Raw genomic sequence first — 19,484 nt, 5'->3', positions numbered from 1 at the left:
TAAATTTAAATTTAATCATAAAATATAACAATTATGAAATCAAAAAAATTAAAAAAAAGTAGCAATCTTCTGAGCAAATCAGAACTTGGTAAAATTAATGGTGGAAGAGTTGCTATTGTTGAATGTGCAAACGGATATGAATATTGTTTTGCAAGTGGTCTAACACAATCTCAGATTGTCGGAATCTGTGCTAATCATGGAGGATTTGTTCGACAAAAATGGGGTTAAAATTGTACTTAAACAGGTGACAGATAATCTGTCATCTGTTTTAAAACTATTTATTTTCATGTAATTCTATTTTTATAATGTTATTGGTTGCTTGTTCAATTCTAAAACGGCGGTCGGAACGTTTTCCTACTACCCAAACGATTTCATTTCCGGAACACAACAGCCAGCTATTTTCTTTATCGATCAGCGAAAACTTCTCATCTTTAAAGTATTTACTGATTTTTTTTCGGCCTGTCATTCCGGATGGGTAAAAGTAATCACCTTCTTTCCATTTTCGTAAGATCAGTGGTAATTTTAACTTATCTTTATCAACAAAGATAACCTTACCACCCCGGTCTTCTGTAACATTTGTTACGGAGTATACTGTTAACCGTCCCTGCTCTAATGTTACTTCCTGATTTTCGGTTATTTCAACCGATTCTGTCAGAGGTTTGTGTTGCTTTTCCAACACTAAATAGTCACGGTCTTTTAAGATTCGGTAGTTTTCGGAAAACACCTGTTTCCCCGACTGAGCATTGATCAGATTATAAATATCGTCCCAGGCCGTAAATCCGTAGGGTTTTAACCATTGGTACAAATACGCTTTATAATTGGGGATCAATTTTAGTTTTTCAATCGCGATATGCAACTGCTCTCCTTTTTCGGTTACTATTTTGGCATATAATTCCGTAACGGCATCCTGCATCAGTGTTTCCGTTTGTTGCAGATGTCCGATCGTGTCCTCAAAACCGTTTAAAAAATTCGGATTCAGTTCTTTTAAAATCGGTACGACTTGATGGCGTAAACGATTTCGCAGGTATTTATCGGAGGCATTACTACTATCTTCCCGCCATGCTATGGAATTGACCGTAGCATAGGCTTCGATTTTGTTGCGTCCAAAGGGTAATAAAGGTCGGATAATTTTACCATTTTGTGCCGGAATTCCGGTTAATCCTTCCAATCCGGTACCTCTGGTGAGGTTGATCAAAAAGGTTTCCAGTGTATCGTCGAGATGATGCGCCGTAAGCAGGTAATCAAAACCTTCGCTTTCCAACAATTCGGAAAACCAGTTGTATCGCAATTCGCGTGCAGCCAGTTGTATGGAGCATTTTTCGGTTGCGGCATATTCCTCAGTCGCAAAACGGGTTGTAAAAAATCGAATGTTGTGTTTTGCACACCATTGTTTTAAAAAGTTTTCGTCGCCGTCACTTTCAGCGCCACGAAGTCCAAAATTACAATGTGCCACAGCAATGGTATAAGGCAATGTGTGAAACAGTTCTAACAGCACCATACTATCGATACCGCCACTAATGGCCAGCAGCAATTTTTTTCCTTCGAGGAAAGCAAAATTGTCGTTGAGGTGTTGCTGTAACTGTTCTCGCATTTTTATTTTTTTTGTCTTATCGGAGATTTTACAAATTTACAAAATGTACGGATTAACCTATCGCTATTTCAAGTACTTCCCGCATGGCTTTGGCTTTTAACAGGCATTCGTCGTATTCCTGTTCCGGTAAAGCCGCGGCCGTAATCGCACTCCCTACGGAAAAAGAGACATATTGTGTTGCCACATTGTATAAAATACTACGGATAACCACATTAAAATCGAAATCACCTTCCGGGGTAAAATAGCCCATCGCACCGCTATAAAGGCCTCTTTTGGTTTCTTCCAGTTCTTCAATTCGTTGCATGGCGGCTATTTTGGGCGCACCGGTCATACTTCCCATCGGAAAGGTTGTTTTGATAACTTCTACCGGTGAAATGCCTTCTTTTACTTCTGACACTACCGTAGATATCATCTGATGTACCTGTTTAAAAGTATAAACACCACACAATTCTTCAACCTGTACGCTCCCCTTTTGGGCAGTGTGCGACAAATCGTTGCGAACCAGATCAACGATCATGATATTTTCGGAACGCTCTTTCGGGTTTTCGGCTAATGCGGCTTTAATACGGTTATCTTCCGCTAGGTCTTCATGACGTTTTGCCGTTCCTTTTATCGGTTGTGATATGATTTTTGTACCTTCTTTTCGCAAATAACGTTCCGGAGAAGCCGATAATAGGTAGTGTTTGTTATGCTTAAAAAAAGTCGCAAATGGTGGTTCTGAAATTGCGTTAAGTTGTTTGTAAGTCTGATACGGATTAATCGTGGCCTTTTCTGCAAAAAATTCCATACAAAAATTGGCTTCGTAGCAATCGCCGCGATGAATATGTTCCAACATTTTGTTGACTTTAAACAGGTATTCCGACTTACTAATACGTTGTTGAATTTGAATCGAATCCGCTGTTTCGGCAACCGGTATTTGTTGCGACAATATTTCATTCCAATCGTCTGTCATTTCATCATCACACATCGCCAAATAGTGTAATTCCACTTTATCACCTTTTAACAGGATTACCTTTTTAGGCTGAAAAAAGAACAAATCCGGAAACCCTAAACCGTCATAATTCTCCGATTGTAAGAATTCCGTATCGTTTTTCAGATCATAGGACAAATAGCCAAAAAGCCAGTCTTTTGCCTGCGATTGGTACTGATTCAAGTCGTCGAAAGCATTTTTAGTGTCGGTTTGGATTGCGGTAAAAGCATCTACAGCCAACAAAACATCATAACTGCCATAGTGCTGCGGATATTCGTTACTGTCGAGCCATGCGATTTCCCGGAATTGTTGCGCCCAAAACAACAACTTCTCTTTAAAAGCTATCGGATCGGGTATTTTTTTTAATATCGTTGTTCTCAAAAAGTCGGATTTAAGTTTTCAAAAATACAAAATACCTGTTTGCTGTAAAAGGCCAACAAAAAAGGACTCTCTGATTTCAGAAAGTCCTTAAATTATTGGGTTTATACTCGCTATTCTTTAAAAGAACAGATTCGACCAGCCTTCCCAGCCGGATACAATGTCTCTTAAATATTGATGGCAGTTGATTTTGGCATCACTGATATTTTCTTCTGCAACGGTAATGATGCATTTTTCAGTTTGCGCCATATAGTCGGTTACCAACATAAAAAAATCACTTGCCGAATTGGCATCACTCGTATCGATGATTCTGTGAAGCTCATTTTTAATTTCTAAATTTCCCATATCCATATCCAATTAATCATAGTCGTTTTACTTCATCATTGTACAATTTATCCGGTAACTGCATTATTCCGGCTATTGTAAGCTTCATTATTCGTGCAATACCAGAATCGGAATTTTAGAATGATACGACAGTTTCTGAGTCAAACTCTGTTTGAACAATTCTTCAAAGAAGGAACGTTTGTAGGTAACCATCGCCAGGATATCGATGTGCTGGTTATCCAGGAAGTCGTAAATGGTTTGTTTTACATCGTCGTCGGGAACGATAAAAAATTCCACCGGCTGCTTTTCGAATTCTTTTTTCCAGGCAATAATTTCTTCATCATCTCCTTCAAAGTTTTTGGTCTTTACTGCCAGGCATTTAATTTTCGCATTAAACATTTTGGCAAACTGAATCACTTCATACAGTGCTTTTTTGTCCTGATCGCGGAACCGTGTCGTAAAGGCAATATTCCGGATCACATCAAATTTGGCTTCGTTTGGTACACTCAGTATATTTTTATGAACATTGGTAATCGCACTTCCGGTGTTGGAACCGAAAAAGGTTTCCTGCCATCCGGACGCACCGGTAGTTCCCATCACGACCAAATCGATCGTTTCGTCTTTCACGACTTCTTTGATCGAATGAATCAGGTCGCCCTGCATCAGGATATGGTTCATTTTGATATATTCCAGATCGTTATCCTCTGCAATTTTTCGCAAATATGGAATCTGATCTTTAAAATTCTCAAATTTGTCCAATTCTATTGTTTCAAAAACCTCCACTATGGCCGTAGCGTGTCCTTCATAGGAAATCGGTGGCAAATCATAAACATGCAAAACGAGTACTTCCGCCTGTAATTTATTAGCAAATTTTAAGGCGTACACAAATGCATTGTTGGCTGTTTCTGAAAAATCGGTAGGGAAAAGTATCTTTTTCATGATTTATGCTTTGATTTATAGTTTCTATAAAGTTAGTAAAAGAATTATAAAAAACATATTACAAAAATCAGTTTCACAATTATTTAACCCTCCTAAAACCGCTTTGTTTTAAACCGCATTTCTTTTGTACCTTTGCAATCATTTAGCTTGATCCATATGATTTCACACGATACTATAGTTGCGCTGGCGACACCTTCGGGAGCCGGTGCCATTGCTGTAATCCGTATTTCGGGAAAAGAGGCCATTACACTTGCGGCATCAGTTTTCCAATCGGTTTCCGGAAAAGATCTGACCAAACAGCGTACCCATACCTTACATTTAGGACATATTGTGGATGGTGACAAGGTATTGGATCAGGTTTTGGTATCGTTGTTTAAAGGAACGAATTCGTATACCGGAGAGAATACTGTTGAAATCTCCTGTCACGGGTCGACTTTTATCCAACAGCAAATCATACAATTACTACTTCGTAAAGGCGCGCGAATGGCTAATGCCGGGGAATTTACCTTACGTTCGTTTTTAAACGGCAAAATGGATTTATCGCAGGCCGAAGCCGTAGCCGATTTGATCGCTTCGGATAACGAAGCCTCGCATCAGATCGCAATGCAACAGATGCGTGGTGGTTTTAGTAACGAAATTGCGAAATTACGCGAGGAACTATTGAATTTCGCCTCATTAATCGAACTTGAACTGGATTTTGCAGAGGAAGACGTCGAATTTGCCGATCGAACACAATTCTATGAACTTCTAAACCGTATTGAATTTGTCTTAAAACGACTGATCGATTCGTTTGCCGTTGGAAACGTGATCAAAAACGGAATTCCGGTAGCCATTGTAGGCGAACCAAATGTTGGAAAATCGACCTTGTTAAATGCGTTGTTAAACGAAGAACGCGCCATTGTATCGGATATCGCTGGAACTACGCGTGATACCATCGAAGATGAATTAGTGATCAACGGAATTGGATTTCGTTTTATCGACACCGCCGGGATTCGCGATACGGCCGATTATGTGGAAAGTATCGGAATTAAAAAGACTTTTGAAAAAATGGAACAGGCTCAGGTGGTTGTCTACTTGGTTGATGGCTCATCCATTACCGGTGATCTAAAAGCCGTTCAAGTAGAAATCGAAAAGATTAAAAACCAGTTCCCATTAAAACCATTATTGGTCATCGGGAATAAAGCGGATAAAGTAAGTGCATCGGAAAAAGCCGTTATCGAAGCGGAAATTCCGGGAATCTTATTGATCAGCGCCAAAGAAAACCTTGGTGTTGAGTCGTTAAAGGAACAACTCTTGTCGTTTGTCAACACCGGAGCGTTACGAAATAACGAGACGATCGTTACCAATACCCGTCACTACGATTCGTTATTAAAAGCTTTGGAAGAAATCCAAAAAGTACAATGGGGATTGCAATCCAATCTTTCCAGCGACCTTATGGCGATTGATATCCGTCAGGCGTTATTCTATTTTGGTGAAATTACCGGTCAGGTGACGAATGATGAATTATTGGGGAATATTTTCGCGAATTTTTGTATTGGAAAATAATATCTTCAAAATCAAGAAAGCCAATTGAAATAAACTTTATAAGCACGGATTGCAAATCCGCGCTATCAGTACTATAAAACTTTGAGCCAACCTTAAATAGCAACAGTCTAAAACAGTGGCAGACAAATTAAAAACAGCAATCGAAAGACTTTACGCGACCTTTTCATGCTATCCAGCTAATGGAACAATGGAAGGTTGTCCCTGTTGTGTGTCCGCTACCGACAAGGAAAAGATACATACCAAGCCGCTTCGGCAATTAGATGGTGAAGATCTTTCGAGGTATGCTTTTAAGGCAATAACAACTTGGGGAAATACCGATGACTTTAAACACTATTTACCCCGGATTTTTGAGTTACTTTCAACAACCGATTTCATTGTTGACACCTTTGTTGTTTTAGGTAAGCTTAACTATGCTAATTGGAAAACCTGGCCTGCAGAAGAACAAAAAGCGATTAACGATTTTTTAATGGCCTGGTGGATCGATAGTATAAAACACCAAAACTACTTTAACAATGATCTTTTTATAGAAATTTACAAATTGTTTGAAGTTATAAATCCTCTTCTCGACAACTGGCGCATCACTTTTGACAACAACAGTTTTAAAAACCTGATTGACTTGCTTGATTCGTATTATTACGACCTGATAAAAATAAGTAGAAAGTCAGAAGGACTTGATCAGGCTTCTATTGACATACTGCAAATGTGGTTGATCAACAAAAAAGAGCTACTAGAGCAGGGTTTTTTCTATTATGAAACCATTGATAACGAATTTGCCGAAAGAATATCAAACGCGCTTTATATAATTGAAACGTAATGTATAATATGCTTATCAAAACCCGAAATAATAAATAGTATTTAACAGAAAAAAGGAAAACCTACTAAAATCATGAAAATACAAATACTAAGTGATTTACATTTAGAATTCGGGAGTGGTACTCCTATGTCTTTTGATAAAGCTGATATCGTTATTCTGGCTGGTGATACCCATTTAGGAACTAAAGGAATTGAATGGGTTAAAAAGTACATCCCAAATAAAAAGGTACTTTATCTTTTAGGGAATCATGAGTATTATAAAGGATCCTACCCTAAAACGTTAACTAAAATAATAGAGGCCGCAAAAGAATCCGATATCTACGTTTTAGAGAATAATTATATTGATATTCAAAATGTTCGTTTTCATGGCTGTACTTTATGGACCGATTTTTCCATTTTTGGTGATCCCATGCAGTATGGCATGATTTGTCAGGAGAAGATGAACGATTATAAGCAGATCAAACGGGATCCCTCGTATTCTAAAATACGTAGCGTTGATATCTATGGAATACACCAACGTTCAAAAGAATGGTTGGACAAAAGCTTAAAAGATTCTAAAGAATTACAAAATATTGTAATTACCCATCATGCGCCAAGTATACAATCGGTTCCGGAAATGTATCAAAAAGATCCCGTAACCAGTGCTTATGCCTCAAACTTAGAAGCTTTTATTTTAGAACACCAACCCAAGTATTGGATTCATGGTCATATTCATACACCTTGCCGATACAATATTGGTGAAACCGAAGTAATTTGTAATCCGCATGGCTACATAAACGAAAAAGACGCTGGATTTAATCCTGAACTAATTATTGAGATTTAGCGTATTATTTTAAGTATGATGTAACTTTTTCTTCTAAAATTTCAAGTAATTCTTTTTGATACTATTTATAAATATCGGGAATATTTAAAACGGTTATTTATTTTTTGAACTAACCCTTAATAAAACACTTCACTTCCTTTTTATGTTTAAATTCGTAAGAATTACTTTATTTTAAATTTAAAAATCACCCATTTTACGGCTTTTATCATTACATTTTCGCTTATTTTGTGCTTTAAACATTTAATATATTTGGCACACCCTATTAAAACCAATAATGGCTAAATGGAAACCAAAAAACACATACAGCCTATCAAAATGAAGAATGTCCTATTACTCCTTACGTTTACGCTCATTACCCAATATTCAAAAGCGCAGGACTATTTTAAGCCTATCGATTCCATCGTAAAACTTTATGAGGGTAAAAACATGCCCGGATTTGCTGTCCTTGTTAGTAAAAACGGAAAGACGCTTTACAGCAGAAATGCTGGATATGCCAATCTGGAGAAAAAAGAAAAGATAACCGATAAGACTGTTTTTACGCTCGCTTCCACTTCCAAACAATTTACTGCCGCATGCATCGTGCTGTTACAGCAACAAGGTAAGTTAAGTCTTGATGATAATCTTAAAAAATACATACCCGAATTCCCTGAATATGCCCAAAGGATAACAATCAACCAACTACTCAATCATACCGCTGGACTAAAAGACTACCGTGCTTTGGCAATGCTAAGAGGAGAAAACGCCGATCATTATACTTCCACGGCGATTAAAGACCTGCTTATACTACAAGAACTCAATTATGAACCCGGAGAAAAGTGGAACTACAGTAACTCGGGTTACTGGTGCCTGGCACAAATCGTAGAAAAAGTGTCCGGCCAGACTATCGCGGCATTTGCAGAGGAGAACATCTTCCGCCCTCTTGGCATGAAAGCTACTCGTTATGTCATTAAACCACACAATAAGGTAAAAAACAAAGCGGTCGGCTACCAAAATGATGGAACGACCTACCATCCTACTGATGTGGATGAATTTGCCGTTGGTGGCGCAGGCGTATACAGCACAGCAAAAGATCTTCAAAAATGGCTTACCGAAATGGAATCACACCGTGTATTTGGTACTACTTTTTGGAATACTATGCTATCTGAAAATCCGGCAAAAGGTAAAAATTTCACGTATACTAAAGGGCTGTTTCATTTTAAATATGCCGGACACAATATGATCAACCATGGTGGCGACGTAGTAGGATTCCATCCAATAACCGCCTATTTTCCTAAAGAAAAGATAGCGGTGGTCATTTTAGGAAATGATGATGATTTTGAACGCTATGCTATATTAGGTGCTGCAGTTGATCTGTTATTGGGTGATCAATACGACTATCCGAAAGCAGAAAATAACATTGTCGCCAAACCAGACGAGGCAAAGCCTATTTCAATAGATCTGTCGCTTTTGGAAAGCTATACCGGAAATTATGAACTTACACCGGGATATATCATAACAATTACTCACGAAGACGGAAAATTAAGGCTGACACAGTTATGGGATGAAACCAGCCTATTTGTAGCGCCATCAAAAGAAGCAAATCATTTTGAAATCGCCGGAGTTCGACTGATTTTTAATGATTTTTCAATGGGTAAGACTGCTCAGCTGCGCATCGTAACAAGTGATGAAGACAGTATTTACAAACGTTTGGATAAAGATCCTGATTTTACACTATATGATCAATATGTTGGTAGCTTTTACTGCAAGGCTTTAAAAACCAGTATACGCTTTTTTACGGAAAAAGGAATACTGCGTTACAAACTTGAAAATAACCAACCTTACTTAGCCAGTCCTCCAAATAACGAAGGTGTGTTTTCTACAAGCCATGGTAAAATTTCTTTTAAAAAAGATGCCTTGGGTAACATTACCGGTTTTCTGCTTAATCACGAAAGAGCTATGAACATGGAGTTCTTAAAACAGGAAATAAATAAGGTCTAATGTGTTTCCGGAGTTTAGCTGTTTTTGCTATGCTACTATTATTTTGTTTGCGATGATTAGCAATACTTTAATACAACTTGTCCCCTATTTACCCGTTTACTTTGAGATTTAAAAAGACTAAAAAGCTACTCTTAAAATTTACAAATACCTACAAATCAAATAAATAAACAGGTGTTTTCACGTATTGTACCGCTTTTTAAAATTTCTAATTTTATAGGAATTTGGCAGTTTAAAATATATCATTATGAAAACCTAACTCGGATTCATGGATGGTGAGTAAATCATTTCTCAATTTTTAAAATTGATGTTCTATGAAAAAAATAGGTATTTATATTTCAGGCTTGGGACAATCCGTTCATCAGGAATCGATTGAAAAATATGCTATGCGTATTAAAAATGAACTCAGTTATAACGATACCGGAATTCAATACGATATAAAAAGCGAAAAGATTTTCTATACACAGGATCGGGAAAGTACTGTTGTTAGTATTTTTAAGTCAAAAAATGATTCCGAACAAGAATTGGTTTATAAATTATATGATTTTCAATACCATGAAATCTTAACAACAAAATTTAAGACCAAAAACCTTTTAGTCAAAAACCTGATTCTTTTCGGGTTAATCATAAAAAAATTACCTCAGATTTTTCTACGTATTTTCGCAAGTGGCGGCTTTGACAGACCTTATCTCACATTTTACGCCTTTACGCTTTTATTGTTGATTTCACTAGCTATTATCTTCCTGATTCCCGTTAGTATCGAAACTGCTTCTCAGCTTAATTTTTCTGTTACCATTCCCGAAGATATTAGGTCCATTCTTGAAAATGTAAAAAGTTATATAAATCATTTTTTACCTATTTCATGTATTTTCGCAAAGATCAAAGAATGGTTAGTCCCTGTCACAACTTTTATATTACTTGTCATACCAGAATCGAAAACCCTGATCACTTCATTAGCCACAGAGTTTGCCTGTGTTGACAAATATATCGGAAATGGTGAACAGAGTCAGCTTATACTTGGGAATCTGGATTTGCTTATCGAATATATCGCAGAAAATGAACCCGATTCTAAAATCCATTATCATTGTTACAGTTTTGGTACTATCATCGCTATGGATTTATTATTTCCGATAGGAAACATTCCTTCAACAAACGTACGTAACAGAAGTGCACTTTTAATAACCATCGGTACACCTCATGAATTTATAAACGCCTACTATCCTAGATTTTACAACAACAGATCACCTATAATGGAAGCTTCCTTAACCTGGTTTAATGTTTATTCCGTAGCCGATGCACTTGCGACAAACTTTAGAAAGGATATGAACCGAGGTCCCGCTGAATTTGGAATTAAAGATGTTCTGCTTCTACCTGAAAATATCAATTATGAAATAACATCGGATAAAAAAATGAACATCTTTAATTTTTTCTCTATGAATAGTATTCGTATGCACAAATGCTATTGGGATACCTCACCAAACGGTCAGAGTTGTATACGTCTTCTATTTCAGAAAATGAAACAACAGGATTTTATTTAAATCACGTATGGAAAAAGAAATCCCAAACTATAATTTTTTCATAGGAAACCAGCTTTTATTTCTCTTTTTTAATGTCGTAAACCGTAGTTTTTAGTGTATCCCTTAGTAAGGTTACTGAGTTTACTTTTCCATTACTAAAATCAAATTGTAACAAGTTCGGATAATCTATAATTTTAAAGTATCCATTTTCCAGATACACTAGCTCATTGTCATTTTTTCCTTTAAAATGATCTAATAATGGCGATTCAACATACAAACGATTGTTTCTTTCTACGATTTTGGTTTCCACTTTTTGCGCATAAAGAAAATCATCGTAGGTTCCGATTAGTTTTTCTTTTATACCTAAAGGGATTTCCTGAGTTGCGCCATCGTTGCTTTTTTTAGTCCAGTCCATTAATGTTAGTAGCTTTTTTTGCGTTTGTCCCATCACTGGAAAGCGGTTTGGTTTTTCACCATTGGCCAGAAATACAAAACCATTTCCATCGGTCATCGTCGCAAACAAACTTCCGCCAACTCCGGTATTGGAACCGTTACACATAAACCATTCGTTGTTGTTATATCCAAACGATTTTTGCCATCCATACGACCAGCCACCAACAGCATTTTTTAAGGCAGTCACCTCCGTTACTTTTTTGGCTACACGCTGTGAAATGACTTTGTTATTCGTATTCCGTAGAGCGTTTTGCATCTCAATAGCAAGTGTTGCCAAATCGGTTGGTGTCGACCATAATCCAGATGCTCCTACTTGTGGGGTAATTGGCAAACCTGTTTTGATCACTTTTCCATCTTTATCGTGAACAAGTGCCACATTCTTTAGAAATCCAGCTTCATTAGGTTGTATCATGGTTGTATTTTTCATACCAAGCGGCGAAAAAATATAGTCCTGTGCCAGTGTTGCAATCGGTTTATTCAAATAGTCTTCCAATGCCATTTGAACAATGGTATAACCGCCGCCGCTATAACTCCAATCGGTTCCGGGCTCGAACATAAATTCAATTTCCCGATCATATCTCGGAATTTGTCCTAAAAGACTTTGTGTTAGGGTTGGAATAACTTCTCCTTCATAATGGTCTTCAAACCCACTCTGAGTGGTTCCAGCGGTATGATTCAGAAACTGTCTCCAGGTCGGACTATGATTTTCGGTAAACTTACTTTTAGGTAAATGCCAACGTTTTAAGTACTTGTCTATCGGATCATCTAAATTGATCAAACCTTTTTCTTCAAGGATATGACAAAGAAGTGCGGTAATGGGTTTTGAAATAGAGGCCGTAGAAAAAGCCGTATTTTCATCTATCTTTTCCTGGGCATTCATCGATTTTACTCCAAACTGGTTGGCATATACGATCTTATAATTCTCAAAAACAACAACGCTAAATCCCGGAAGTTTGTATTTTTCTAATTGTTGTTCGATCTTTAAACTATCGGTCAGAAAACCATAGTCTTTTTTTTCTGCTACAACGTTTTTACTGGTTTGACAACTTGAAATCAGTGCAACAAGAATTACTAAATAAAGGCAGCTTTTCATTTTATTGTATCGTTTTTGGTTATACATTTATTTCGATACAAAGATGTGATTGTCGCTAGAGCTATGCGACCGAATAAAAGTAGTCGATCCTATTTTATCTAAAAAATGCGTAGGAATCGTTACAAAAAAGCGTACGAGTAATTACAAAAAACTGTATTACAGATTTTTACGATAAAAAGTTGGGGTACAATTAGTATGCTTTTTAAAAGCAGTATTAAACGATGATTTTGAGTTAAAACCAACTTCATAGAGGATTTCAAGAATGGTTAGCTCACTTTTACTCCTGTCTCTTAAAATTTCCATAGCACTTTCGATACGATAGGTATTTACAAAATCATAAAAATGCTGTCCCAATTGATGGTTGATCAAAAGAGATAAATCACGGACAGGAATTCCGATTTGTTTTGAAATATCCTGTATGGTTAAAGATGGATTCAGAAACGGCTTTTCATCGGCCATAAATTGTTTTAATTTCAACAATTCTTCCTTATATGCGCCCTCATCTTGTACTTCTTGTTCCTTGTTTTTTTCTTCTGAAACAATCTCCTCAACAAGTTTTAATTTGGTGTCAATATTTCTAAAAAGCCCCGGATTATTTAAGGCTTTAAACAAATACCAGCAAATAATAAAAAGCTGCGATAATTGAAGCCCTATTTTTATTGCATCCGATAGGTGCGGGTAATCCGAAAATTTAAGAATGTTTTTTAAAAGCGCTACCAGATATATAATGGTCAATACCAGCGTAAACTGGAATAACCAATTATAGGAATTGATCTGTTTACCGGCATAATTTTCGAGATAGAGCTTCTTTGATTTTCGCAATACCATAAAAACAGCACTAATATAGCTCGCTATTTGAACGTGTATCAAAATATGAATAAGCTGAAATTCAACCCTACTCTGACGATTCTGGATAAAACTAATTTTAGATGCGATATCTACGCTATAAAAACGGGGTAGCAAGATTAGATTTATTATAAAAAACGGAAGCAGATGAAGTAAATGTTGCCGTTTCAATTTAAAATCGGAATAACAAACGAATACTACATACAGATAAAAAACAGGAATTTGCAGGAAGGCAAATGTACTTCGAAACATGCCAAGATTTGATGGACCGTCGACCATTATATTAAACAAAGGCTCGCTAAGATCAATTGCATTGATCACTAAAAAAAGAGCAAACAGTGTGTTACTAATTTTGTGCTCTGTTTTAGCGGTAATCAGGAAAAAAGCAAGAAACAACGAAATAAACAACGAAATAATGGTCACAATACTTAATAAATTCATATCCTCCATTGCTTAGGTTTCTTTGTTTATCCTGGTTTTATTTTTTTCCTTTTTGTCGGCATTTTCAAATGTCTTGAAATTGAAAATCCTATTGGTGCAAATATAAAAATTAGATTGACATTCGATGTATTTTTCCTACGCTGAAAAACGCTGATATGTTTATTCTGCGCCGTACAACGATACCGTTTTTTCTTACTCCTCTATGTCCTTTTTTTGCCAAGGAAATTTACCTTCGATTTCGACTTCGAGCGATAAACTTAAAAAAGTTCGGATTAATACGATTATAGCTAATGATAACACGCGATCCATCGTTGGTTCAGTGACCACCGTTCCGATAATATCACCCGCTACTAAGATTTCCAAACCGAGTAAGATTCCTTTACCAAGTTCCTGTCGGAGTATTTTATACGAACGCGGTACGGTTCCCTGTAACGTAAAAATAAATTTTCCCATCGCGATTACGACACCGATAATTATCGTAATAATACCGGCTATTTCAATTCCTTTGGCGACATATTCAATGTATATTTTTATTTCTTCCATCTTAATGTGATTATAGTCATCCTTAAAAATACAAAATCCCAGTCACTTGACTAGGATTTACTTTTTATAGGCACGGATTACAAATCCGCGCTATCGGGATATTTAAAAATACAAAATCCCAACCAAATGGTTAGAATTTACTTTTATACATGCGGATTTCAAATTCGTGTTATCGGGATTACAATGAATTTATAGGTCTTATCGTAACTTGATGTCATGATATTTTCTTTTCATCTTTATTTAATAAACTTATAAGACTTATTAATGCCGCACCTCCTAATATCCATGGCCAAGCATTTGAATCGTTATTAATCTTACTTTTCATATTTTCTATCTTCTCATTCAATTCCTGAATTGCCTGATTTGGATGATTTCTATTAAAGAAAATACAATGCGATTTAAGATTTATAGTAGCGGGAACTGTATCCTCTACAATCAAAATGCCCGGAATAGTAGCACTATATGCTAATTGCCATTCATTTTCTACTCTTTTTATTTTATGTCCTTTTCCTGATATCAGACCAATAAAAAAATTAGATTTAGCAATATTGTTCTTCGTTATCGGGCTCATTTCCGTATTAAAATCACTACTCTGAGTAATCGAAAACCCTCGGGAAGTCAATTCTTCGGCTAATAATGTCAATATAAACTGATCATTATTGTTTAAGGAATAGGATAAAAAAACTTTCATTATAAGTTTGTTTTAAATGAATTGATATAGTCATTATATCTTGGAAAATACAAGGGATGCAAATTCTTTTTCATGATTAATTTGCTCAAAAACAGATTGCCATTCCAACATTCGTATTTATAACTGTTTTTACATTCAGTATTTAATCTGTCAAACAAACTAGTCAATCCTGAAGTAGGTCGCTTCTTACAGATAAGCAAATATCCTGAAGCACCATACGAATGGATTAGTGTTGGAATATTGACGGTTTGAATTGCTGCCGGCGAAATCGTCGCATCATGGAATTTACATTGTACAACCCATTTCCGCTTAAAAATTTTTATATCGTCTGATAAATCAAATTCAATTAAAATATCCTTACCGCCATCTGTACCTGTTCCTGTTGGAAAGATTTCAACATTAGTAATATTATTTTCGTTGTCACTTGTTAACGTTCTAAAAAAATCTGCTACCAAATCCTCAAAATGATCACCATCTGCAATTTCATCAAAAGTTAAATACATACTTCGCTTTGAAAATTATATATGCTAAAAAATCAACCTTTCTCAAAGATACGAAATAAAAACAGGGTATTTTCAGTAGTAATTATGACAATTCCAGTCTTTTTAAAGCAATAATGTTCTTTTTGAGTTGTTTACGACTAATACCCAATTACGGGATTATCAATCCGCGCTATCAGAAGACATATTCAATATATGTTTTAATTTCTTCCATCTTAATGTGATTATAGTCATCATTAAAAATACAAAATCCTAGTCACTTGACTAGGATTTACTTTTTATAGGCACGGATTACACCCGAGGCTTTAGTCGAACTGATGAAATAAATCCGCGCCATCAGGATTTACAATCCGTTTTATTTCGAATATTTTTAAGATACGCTATATGTTTCAACGATTTTACTAATACGATTCCAGATTAACCCACTATTTATAGAAGTTTTTTCCCTGTCTAATTCATATACACCTCTAAAACGATACATAACGTCTCCTAATGGTGATTTTACCCGGGCAAACACAATACGTCTGTGATATGGCAAATTAATTATTTTCTCTGTATGTCTTTCTGTTAATTCGTTATTTTTAGATTTTTCGGTTATAATATTCTCATCATCGGAAATAGAATTATTCCAGTCACCATTTTCATACAATTTAGGAAACCAAATCACAACATTCTCTTCTATTGGATGATTTATCCCACCAGTCCAAATGCTTTTATCTTTAAATTTTTTACCAAAACAACTGGCAGCATCCGTCATACGTAGAAAAGCACAATTATCATCAATTGAAATTGTTCCTTTTATTATATAAGTTTCTGGATCGTATTCTTTTTCGGGTATCCAAGGTTTAAAATCAGGATCAGAATTCTTTAACCTTTTAACTTCTTGAACAATAGCATCAATTTGTTCATGTACATTTTCCAAACCTTTAGAAATATCAACTCTTCTAAACTGATGTCCTTTTGTAGCATTAACAACATCTAATTCTCGAATTTGATCTTGCTCTTTTTGACTTAAATGATAAGGTTCATCCACTTCAATATGAAGACCAAATTGAGGAAAATACATATCGGTTAAAGCCCGTTTATTTTCAGGACGACTTACATATTGCTGTGTTATTATTTTTATCGATAAATCATTTAATAAATGATAGATACGAGTAACAACATAATTTTCAAATCGTTTCTTTTGAGCTCGCGCTAAAGTACGGGTAATATATTCTATTTGATCCATAGATATTCCATATAAAACATTAAAAGATATTTGTTTTCTTTACCTTGATATTTTTAATCAAATTTACGATTTCAAACAAAATCCGAATAATTTCTACTTCTTCGTAAACCCCTTTCGGGTCATTTCGCCCCAACCACTGGTGCCTTTTATTTTGTCTTTATAGCCCACTAAAGCGGCATATACCGTTAGTGGATGGAAATAGAACGGTTCGATAAAAGCCGCTAATAAGAGTTTTAAAAAGTCGGCTTGTTTGGGGTATTTATGGTAGGTACGCTCTTCGCAGTATAAGGCGATAACCGAAAAGAAAATCGCAAAAGTATAGACAAACAACACCAGTAAAAAGAAAAAATGCCAGTTGAGTAAGCCCAATACTAAAAATACTAGTGTCGTGACCACACCGATAAACTCGATAGCGGGAGCCAGAAATTCAAATAACGTCCAATACGGAATACTGATCATTCCCAATAGTTTGTATTTCGGGTTCAGGCACATTTTTTTATGGAAACTAAGCGTTTCGATGGTTCCACGCATCCAACGGCTACGCTGTTTTTTAAAGATCTTAAAATCCTCCGGAGCTTCCGTCCAACATAGCGGATCGGGAATATAACTCACCGAATATGGCAATTTGTTTTCGAGCATATAACGACGCATGCGTACAACCAGCTCCATGTCCTCGCCTACGGTTTTTGTACTATATCCTCCCGCCAGTAAGGCGATTTCTTTATCGAACGCTCCAAAAGCACCACTGATCAATAATAATCCATCGAGTCTTCCCCATGCCATTCGTCCCAAAAGAAAGGCGCGCAAATATTCCAAAACCTGAATCCGGGATAACATACGATCCGGAACGTTGACTTCGACCATACGGCCATTTTTAATCACACATTGGTTCGCAATCCGAACCACACCTCCGGTCGCAATAATTCGCTTGCCGTAGGATTCCAAAAAGGGTTTTGCCAGCTTAAGCAAGGCGTCTTTATCCAGAATACAATCAACGTCGATACAAACCACATAAGGATATTCGGCGATGTTGAGCCCGGCATTCAACGCGTCGGCCTTACCGCCGTTTTCTTTATCGACTACAATCAGTTTTTTAAAGGCTGCATTTCGGGAGCGGTATAAACCTCGGATTTTTTGCGTTTCGATTTTGGAATGGACTTCCAATTCCGTCAATTCCAGATCATAGGTTTTGATCAGAATTTCCATCGAGTTGTCTTTACTCCCGTCGTTTACGACAATTACCTGATAGTTGTTGTAATTTAACGATAATAAAGATTTTACATTTTCTTCAATCGTAAATCCCTCGTTATAAGCCGGTGCAATCAGCGAAAGTTTGGGTGCAAATTCACTGGTGAGCAATACATCGTAGTCGACAAAACTGTTCTTTTTAAGGTAGCTTCGCAATTCTTTTGCGGACAAATACGCCAATATCAGGTATGAAGACATGATCAATATTGCATAACCCAGAATAAGGTTTAAATAAAGATCGATAAAGAATAGTAGTTCATCACTTAAAAAAGTCATCTGCCTAGGGTTAATCGGTTAATTGCTGCAATACGCTTTGCGCTTCATATTTTAGAAAAGTGTTTGGTGCCTGTACTGCCAATTGTTCGACAAACGGCACTTTTTGCGTCAGTTTTAGCTCTTTGATCAATTTTAATCCCAACGCCACTACAGTGGTATTTTTGGATTCCAACAGCTCTTCAATGCCCTGCGTATCCCCTATATCGTGTTTTTTAAACGCTGCTATAATATTGACCTGTGTCCAGTCGTCGATCGGATACGGATGTTCGGTAAGGTGTATGATTCCTTTGGTGCCTTCCAGTTTGATACAGGCGTTGATGGCTGTAATTTGCAGCGTTTTGTTCCGCGCTTTGGAACTGATCAGTATGGTATCGAAAACTTCGTGAACGTTCATTTCGGCCAGTTCGGTAATCCCTTTACAACGGACATCCCATTTCAGACTTTTAAGCTTTTTTAGGGAGTCATTTTTTAATCCGGAATCCTTATAAAACTGTTCCAGCTTTCGCGCATAAACACCATCGTAATTTTTATGAAGATTGATAACCGATTCTGTAGTAAATTCTCTGAAAAAGCGGTTATCTTTTAGCATCTTATAGCTTTCCTTCTGAATGATATCCGAAAACGGGAGGTCTTCAAAAACCACCGCAAACAGTAGCTTATCGATTAGTATACCGTACTCCGCGCGAAGTCTTTCATTTTTTATATGGTTGTTCCGACTGCCAATGATCAACAGATATAAGAAAACGGAAGCCGCCACAAACAGGCAAATGGACACGATTAAAAAAGGTTCGTTCCATGTACCATGTGTATAAAGTTCCCAAAGGTGTTTCATTCTAGCAGCGTATATTATAAATTGTATTAAATACGAATACCCAATAACTTATTTATACGCACTAAAAGCACCGCCGGGCTAACCGGCTTGGCGATAAATTCGTTGGCTCCTATGTCAAAAGAATCCAATTCCGTTTGTTCTACGCCGGAAGAAGTAAGAATAATTACCGGAATATCCGATTGAATCCGTTGGCGGATATATTGTGTAATTTCCATTCCGCTAATACCCGGCATATTGATATCGGTCAATACCAAATCGTAATTATTGGCTTCAATAGCTTCCAGTGCGTCTTTACCATCTGAAAACTGATCGACCTTATACCCTTTCGATTCTAAGAAAAAAGATAATGATTTGCGTAGGATATCATTGTCTTCCGCTAAAACTATTCTCATCGATTTCATATTTATTTTGGAGCGAACTTTTATATAAATGAGATAAAACTATCTCTTATTGTCC

Annotated in this window: 19 protein-coding genes; 6 read left to right on the top strand and 13 right to left on the bottom strand. The window is 36.5% G+C overall.

What is annotated here, in order from left to right:
* The first annotated feature begins 33 nt into the window (after window positions 1–33).
* Entirely contained in the window at window positions 34–228 is a 195-nt protein-coding gene (locus tag AAFN64_RS07025; RefSeq protein WP_300487149.1) for a hypothetical protein, read from the top strand.
* A gap of 46 nt (window positions 229–274) precedes the next feature.
* Here the strand turns inward: AAFN64_RS07025 and tilS are convergent, their stop codons facing one another.
* From tilS to AAFN64_RS07005, 4 genes are all read right to left on the bottom strand, one after another.
* Complete coding sequence (tilS, locus tag AAFN64_RS07020; RefSeq protein WP_347759861.1) at window positions 275–1,591, bottom strand: tRNA lysidine(34) synthetase TilS; 1,317 nt, start codon at window positions 1,589–1,591, stop codon at window positions 275–277.
* 52 nt (window positions 1,592–1,643) lie between these two features.
* Window positions 1,644–2,942, bottom strand: a complete 1,299-nt coding sequence (locus tag AAFN64_RS07015; protein ID WP_347759860.1) for an anthranilate synthase component I family protein — start codon at window positions 2,940–2,942, stop codon at window positions 1,644–1,646.
* 117 nt (window positions 2,943–3,059) lie between these two features.
* On the bottom strand, window positions 3,060–3,284 hold the full coding sequence (locus AAFN64_RS07010; RefSeq protein ID WP_347759858.1) for a hypothetical protein: 225 nt from the start codon (window positions 3,282–3,284) through the stop codon (window positions 3,060–3,062).
* Between the two features lie 87 nt (window positions 3,285–3,371).
* Window positions 3,372–4,202 (bottom strand): universal stress protein, encoded by an 831-nt coding sequence (locus AAFN64_RS07005; RefSeq protein ID WP_300487162.1) that lies wholly within the window; start codon window positions 4,200–4,202, stop codon window positions 3,372–3,374.
* A gap of 156 nt (window positions 4,203–4,358) precedes the next feature.
* On the opposite strand from AAFN64_RS07005, the gene mnmE reads away from it, so the two are divergent.
* The 5 genes from mnmE (at window position 4,359) to AAFN64_RS06980 (ending at window position 10,895) form a co-directional block, all read left to right on the top strand.
* Window positions 4,359–5,747 (top strand): tRNA uridine-5-carboxymethylaminomethyl(34) synthesis GTPase MnmE, encoded by a 1,389-nt coding sequence (gene mnmE / locus AAFN64_RS07000; RefSeq protein WP_347759856.1) that lies wholly within the window; start codon window positions 4,359–4,361, stop codon window positions 5,745–5,747.
* 115 nt (window positions 5,748–5,862) lie between these two features.
* Complete coding sequence (locus AAFN64_RS06995) at window positions 5,863–6,561, top strand: hypothetical protein (protein ID WP_347759854.1); 699 nt, start codon at window positions 5,863–5,865, stop codon at window positions 6,559–6,561.
* Between the two features lie 72 nt (window positions 6,562–6,633).
* Complete coding sequence (locus AAFN64_RS06990; RefSeq protein WP_347759853.1) at window positions 6,634–7,383, top strand: metallophosphoesterase; 750 nt, start codon at window positions 6,634–6,636, stop codon at window positions 7,381–7,383.
* A 282-nt stretch (window positions 7,384–7,665) separates the two neighbouring features.
* The gene (locus AAFN64_RS06985) at window positions 7,666–9,360 is read left to right on the top strand and encodes a serine hydrolase (protein ID WP_347759851.1); all 1,695 of its coding nucleotides are present in this window, start codon (window positions 7,666–7,668) and stop codon (window positions 9,358–9,360) included.
* Between the two features lie 311 nt (window positions 9,361–9,671).
* Window positions 9,672–10,895 (top strand): hypothetical protein, encoded by a 1,224-nt coding sequence (locus AAFN64_RS06980; RefSeq protein WP_347759850.1) that lies wholly within the window; start codon window positions 9,672–9,674, stop codon window positions 10,893–10,895.
* Between the two features lie 55 nt (window positions 10,896–10,950).
* Here the strand turns inward: AAFN64_RS06980 and AAFN64_RS06975 are convergent, their stop codons facing one another.
* From AAFN64_RS06975 to AAFN64_RS06935, 9 genes are all read right to left on the bottom strand, one after another.
* Complete coding sequence (locus AAFN64_RS06975) at window positions 10,951–12,420, bottom strand: serine hydrolase domain-containing protein (RefSeq protein ID WP_347759848.1); 1,470 nt, start codon at window positions 12,418–12,420, stop codon at window positions 10,951–10,953.
* Window positions 12,421–12,576: 156 nt separating this feature from the next.
* Window positions 12,577–13,707 (bottom strand): helix-turn-helix domain-containing protein, encoded by a 1,131-nt coding sequence (locus AAFN64_RS06970; RefSeq protein WP_347759846.1) that lies wholly within the window; start codon window positions 13,705–13,707, stop codon window positions 12,577–12,579.
* Window positions 13,708–13,899: 192 nt separating this feature from the next.
* Entirely contained in the window at window positions 13,900–14,250 is a 351-nt protein-coding gene (locus tag AAFN64_RS06965; protein WP_347759845.1) for a DUF1622 domain-containing protein, read from the bottom strand.
* A gap of 214 nt (window positions 14,251–14,464) precedes the next feature.
* The gene (locus AAFN64_RS06960; RefSeq protein ID WP_347759843.1) at window positions 14,465–14,941 is read right to left on the bottom strand and encodes a hypothetical protein; all 477 of its coding nucleotides are present in this window, start codon (window positions 14,939–14,941) and stop codon (window positions 14,465–14,467) included.
* Complete coding sequence (locus AAFN64_RS06955) at window positions 14,941–15,444, bottom strand: restriction endonuclease (protein ID WP_347759841.1); 504 nt, start codon at window positions 15,442–15,444, stop codon at window positions 14,941–14,943. The genes AAFN64_RS06960 and AAFN64_RS06955 overlap by 1 nt, the downstream gene beginning before the upstream one ends.
* Before the next feature lie 367 nt (window positions 15,445–15,811).
* A complete protein-coding gene (locus tag AAFN64_RS06950; protein WP_347759840.1) occupies window positions 15,812–16,672 on the bottom strand; it encodes an AbaSI family restriction endonuclease in 861 nt (286 codons plus the stop codon).
* A 93-nt stretch (window positions 16,673–16,765) separates the two neighbouring features.
* On the bottom strand, window positions 16,766–18,196 hold the full coding sequence (locus AAFN64_RS06945; RefSeq protein ID WP_347759838.1) for a glycosyltransferase: 1,431 nt from the start codon (window positions 18,194–18,196) through the stop codon (window positions 16,766–16,768).
* 10 nt (window positions 18,197–18,206) lie between these two features.
* Complete coding sequence (locus AAFN64_RS06940) at window positions 18,207–19,028, bottom strand: hypothetical protein (protein WP_347759836.1); 822 nt, start codon at window positions 19,026–19,028, stop codon at window positions 18,207–18,209.
* A gap of 26 nt (window positions 19,029–19,054) precedes the next feature.
* Entirely contained in the window at window positions 19,055–19,420 is a 366-nt protein-coding gene (locus AAFN64_RS06935; RefSeq protein ID WP_347759835.1) for a response regulator transcription factor, read from the bottom strand.
* Window positions 19,421–19,484 lie beyond the last annotated feature (64 nt).

This window comes from Flavobacterium sp. CAU 1735, from assembly GCF_039888695.1.
Taxonomy (GTDB): Bacteria; Bacteroidota; Bacteroidia; order Flavobacteriales; family Flavobacteriaceae; genus Flavobacterium.
The sequence above is the reverse complement of the archived record's forward strand: the minus strand, read 5'-3'. Positions and strand labels throughout refer to the sequence as shown.

What these genes read in the sequence shown, in the direction of transcription:
- AAFN64_RS06935 (WP_347759835.1), bottom strand. Translation starts at nt 19,420, where the DNA reads ATGAGAATAGTTTTAGCGGAAGACAATGATATCCTACGCAAATCATTA.
- AAFN64_RS06940 (WP_347759836.1), bottom strand. Translation starts at nt 19,028, where the DNA reads ATGAAACACCTTTGGGAACTTTATACACATGGTACATGGAACGAACCT.
- AAFN64_RS06945 (WP_347759838.1), bottom strand. Translation starts at nt 18,196, where the DNA reads ATGACTTTTTTAAGTGATGAACTACTATTCTTTATCGATCTTTATTTA.
- AAFN64_RS07025 (WP_300487149.1), top strand. Translation starts at nt 34, where the DNA reads ATGAAATCAAAAAAATTAAAAAAAAGTAGCAATCTTCTGAGCAAATCA.
- tilS (WP_347759861.1), bottom strand. Translation starts at nt 1,591, where the DNA reads ATGCGAGAACAGTTACAGCAACACCTCAACGACAATTTTGCTTTCCTC.
- mnmE (WP_347759856.1), top strand. Translation starts at nt 4,359, where the DNA reads ATGATTTCACACGATACTATAGTTGCGCTGGCGACACCTTCGGGAGCC.
- AAFN64_RS07005 (WP_300487162.1), bottom strand. Translation starts at nt 4,202, where the DNA reads ATGAAAAAGATACTTTTCCCTACCGATTTTTCAGAAACAGCCAACAAT.
- AAFN64_RS06985 (WP_347759851.1), top strand. Translation starts at nt 7,666, where the DNA reads ATGGAAACCAAAAAACACATACAGCCTATCAAAATGAAGAATGTCCTA.
- AAFN64_RS06990 (WP_347759853.1), top strand. Translation starts at nt 6,634, where the DNA reads ATGAAAATACAAATACTAAGTGATTTACATTTAGAATTCGGGAGTGGT.
- AAFN64_RS06960 (WP_347759843.1), bottom strand. Translation starts at nt 14,941, where the DNA reads ATGAAAGTTTTTTTATCCTATTCCTTAAACAATAATGATCAGTTTATA.
- AAFN64_RS06950 (WP_347759840.1), bottom strand. Translation starts at nt 16,672, where the DNA reads ATGGATCAAATAGAATATATTACCCGTACTTTAGCGCGAGCTCAAAAG.
- AAFN64_RS06970 (WP_347759846.1), bottom strand. Translation starts at nt 13,707, where the DNA reads ATGAATTTATTAAGTATTGTGACCATTATTTCGTTGTTTATTTCGTTG.
- AAFN64_RS06965 (WP_347759845.1), bottom strand. Translation starts at nt 14,250, where the DNA reads ATGGAAGAAATAAAAATATACATTGAATATGTCGCCAAAGGAATTGAA.
- AAFN64_RS07010 (WP_347759858.1), bottom strand. Translation starts at nt 3,284, where the DNA reads ATGGGAAATTTAGAAATTAAAAATGAGCTTCACAGAATCATCGATACG.
- AAFN64_RS06975 (WP_347759848.1), bottom strand. Translation starts at nt 12,420, where the DNA reads ATGAAAAGCTGCCTTTATTTAGTAATTCTTGTTGCACTGATTTCAAGT.
- AAFN64_RS06980 (WP_347759850.1), top strand. Translation starts at nt 9,672, where the DNA reads ATGAAAAAAATAGGTATTTATATTTCAGGCTTGGGACAATCCGTTCAT.
- AAFN64_RS06955 (WP_347759841.1), bottom strand. Translation starts at nt 15,444, where the DNA reads ATGTATTTAACTTTTGATGAAATTGCAGATGGTGATCATTTTGAGGAT.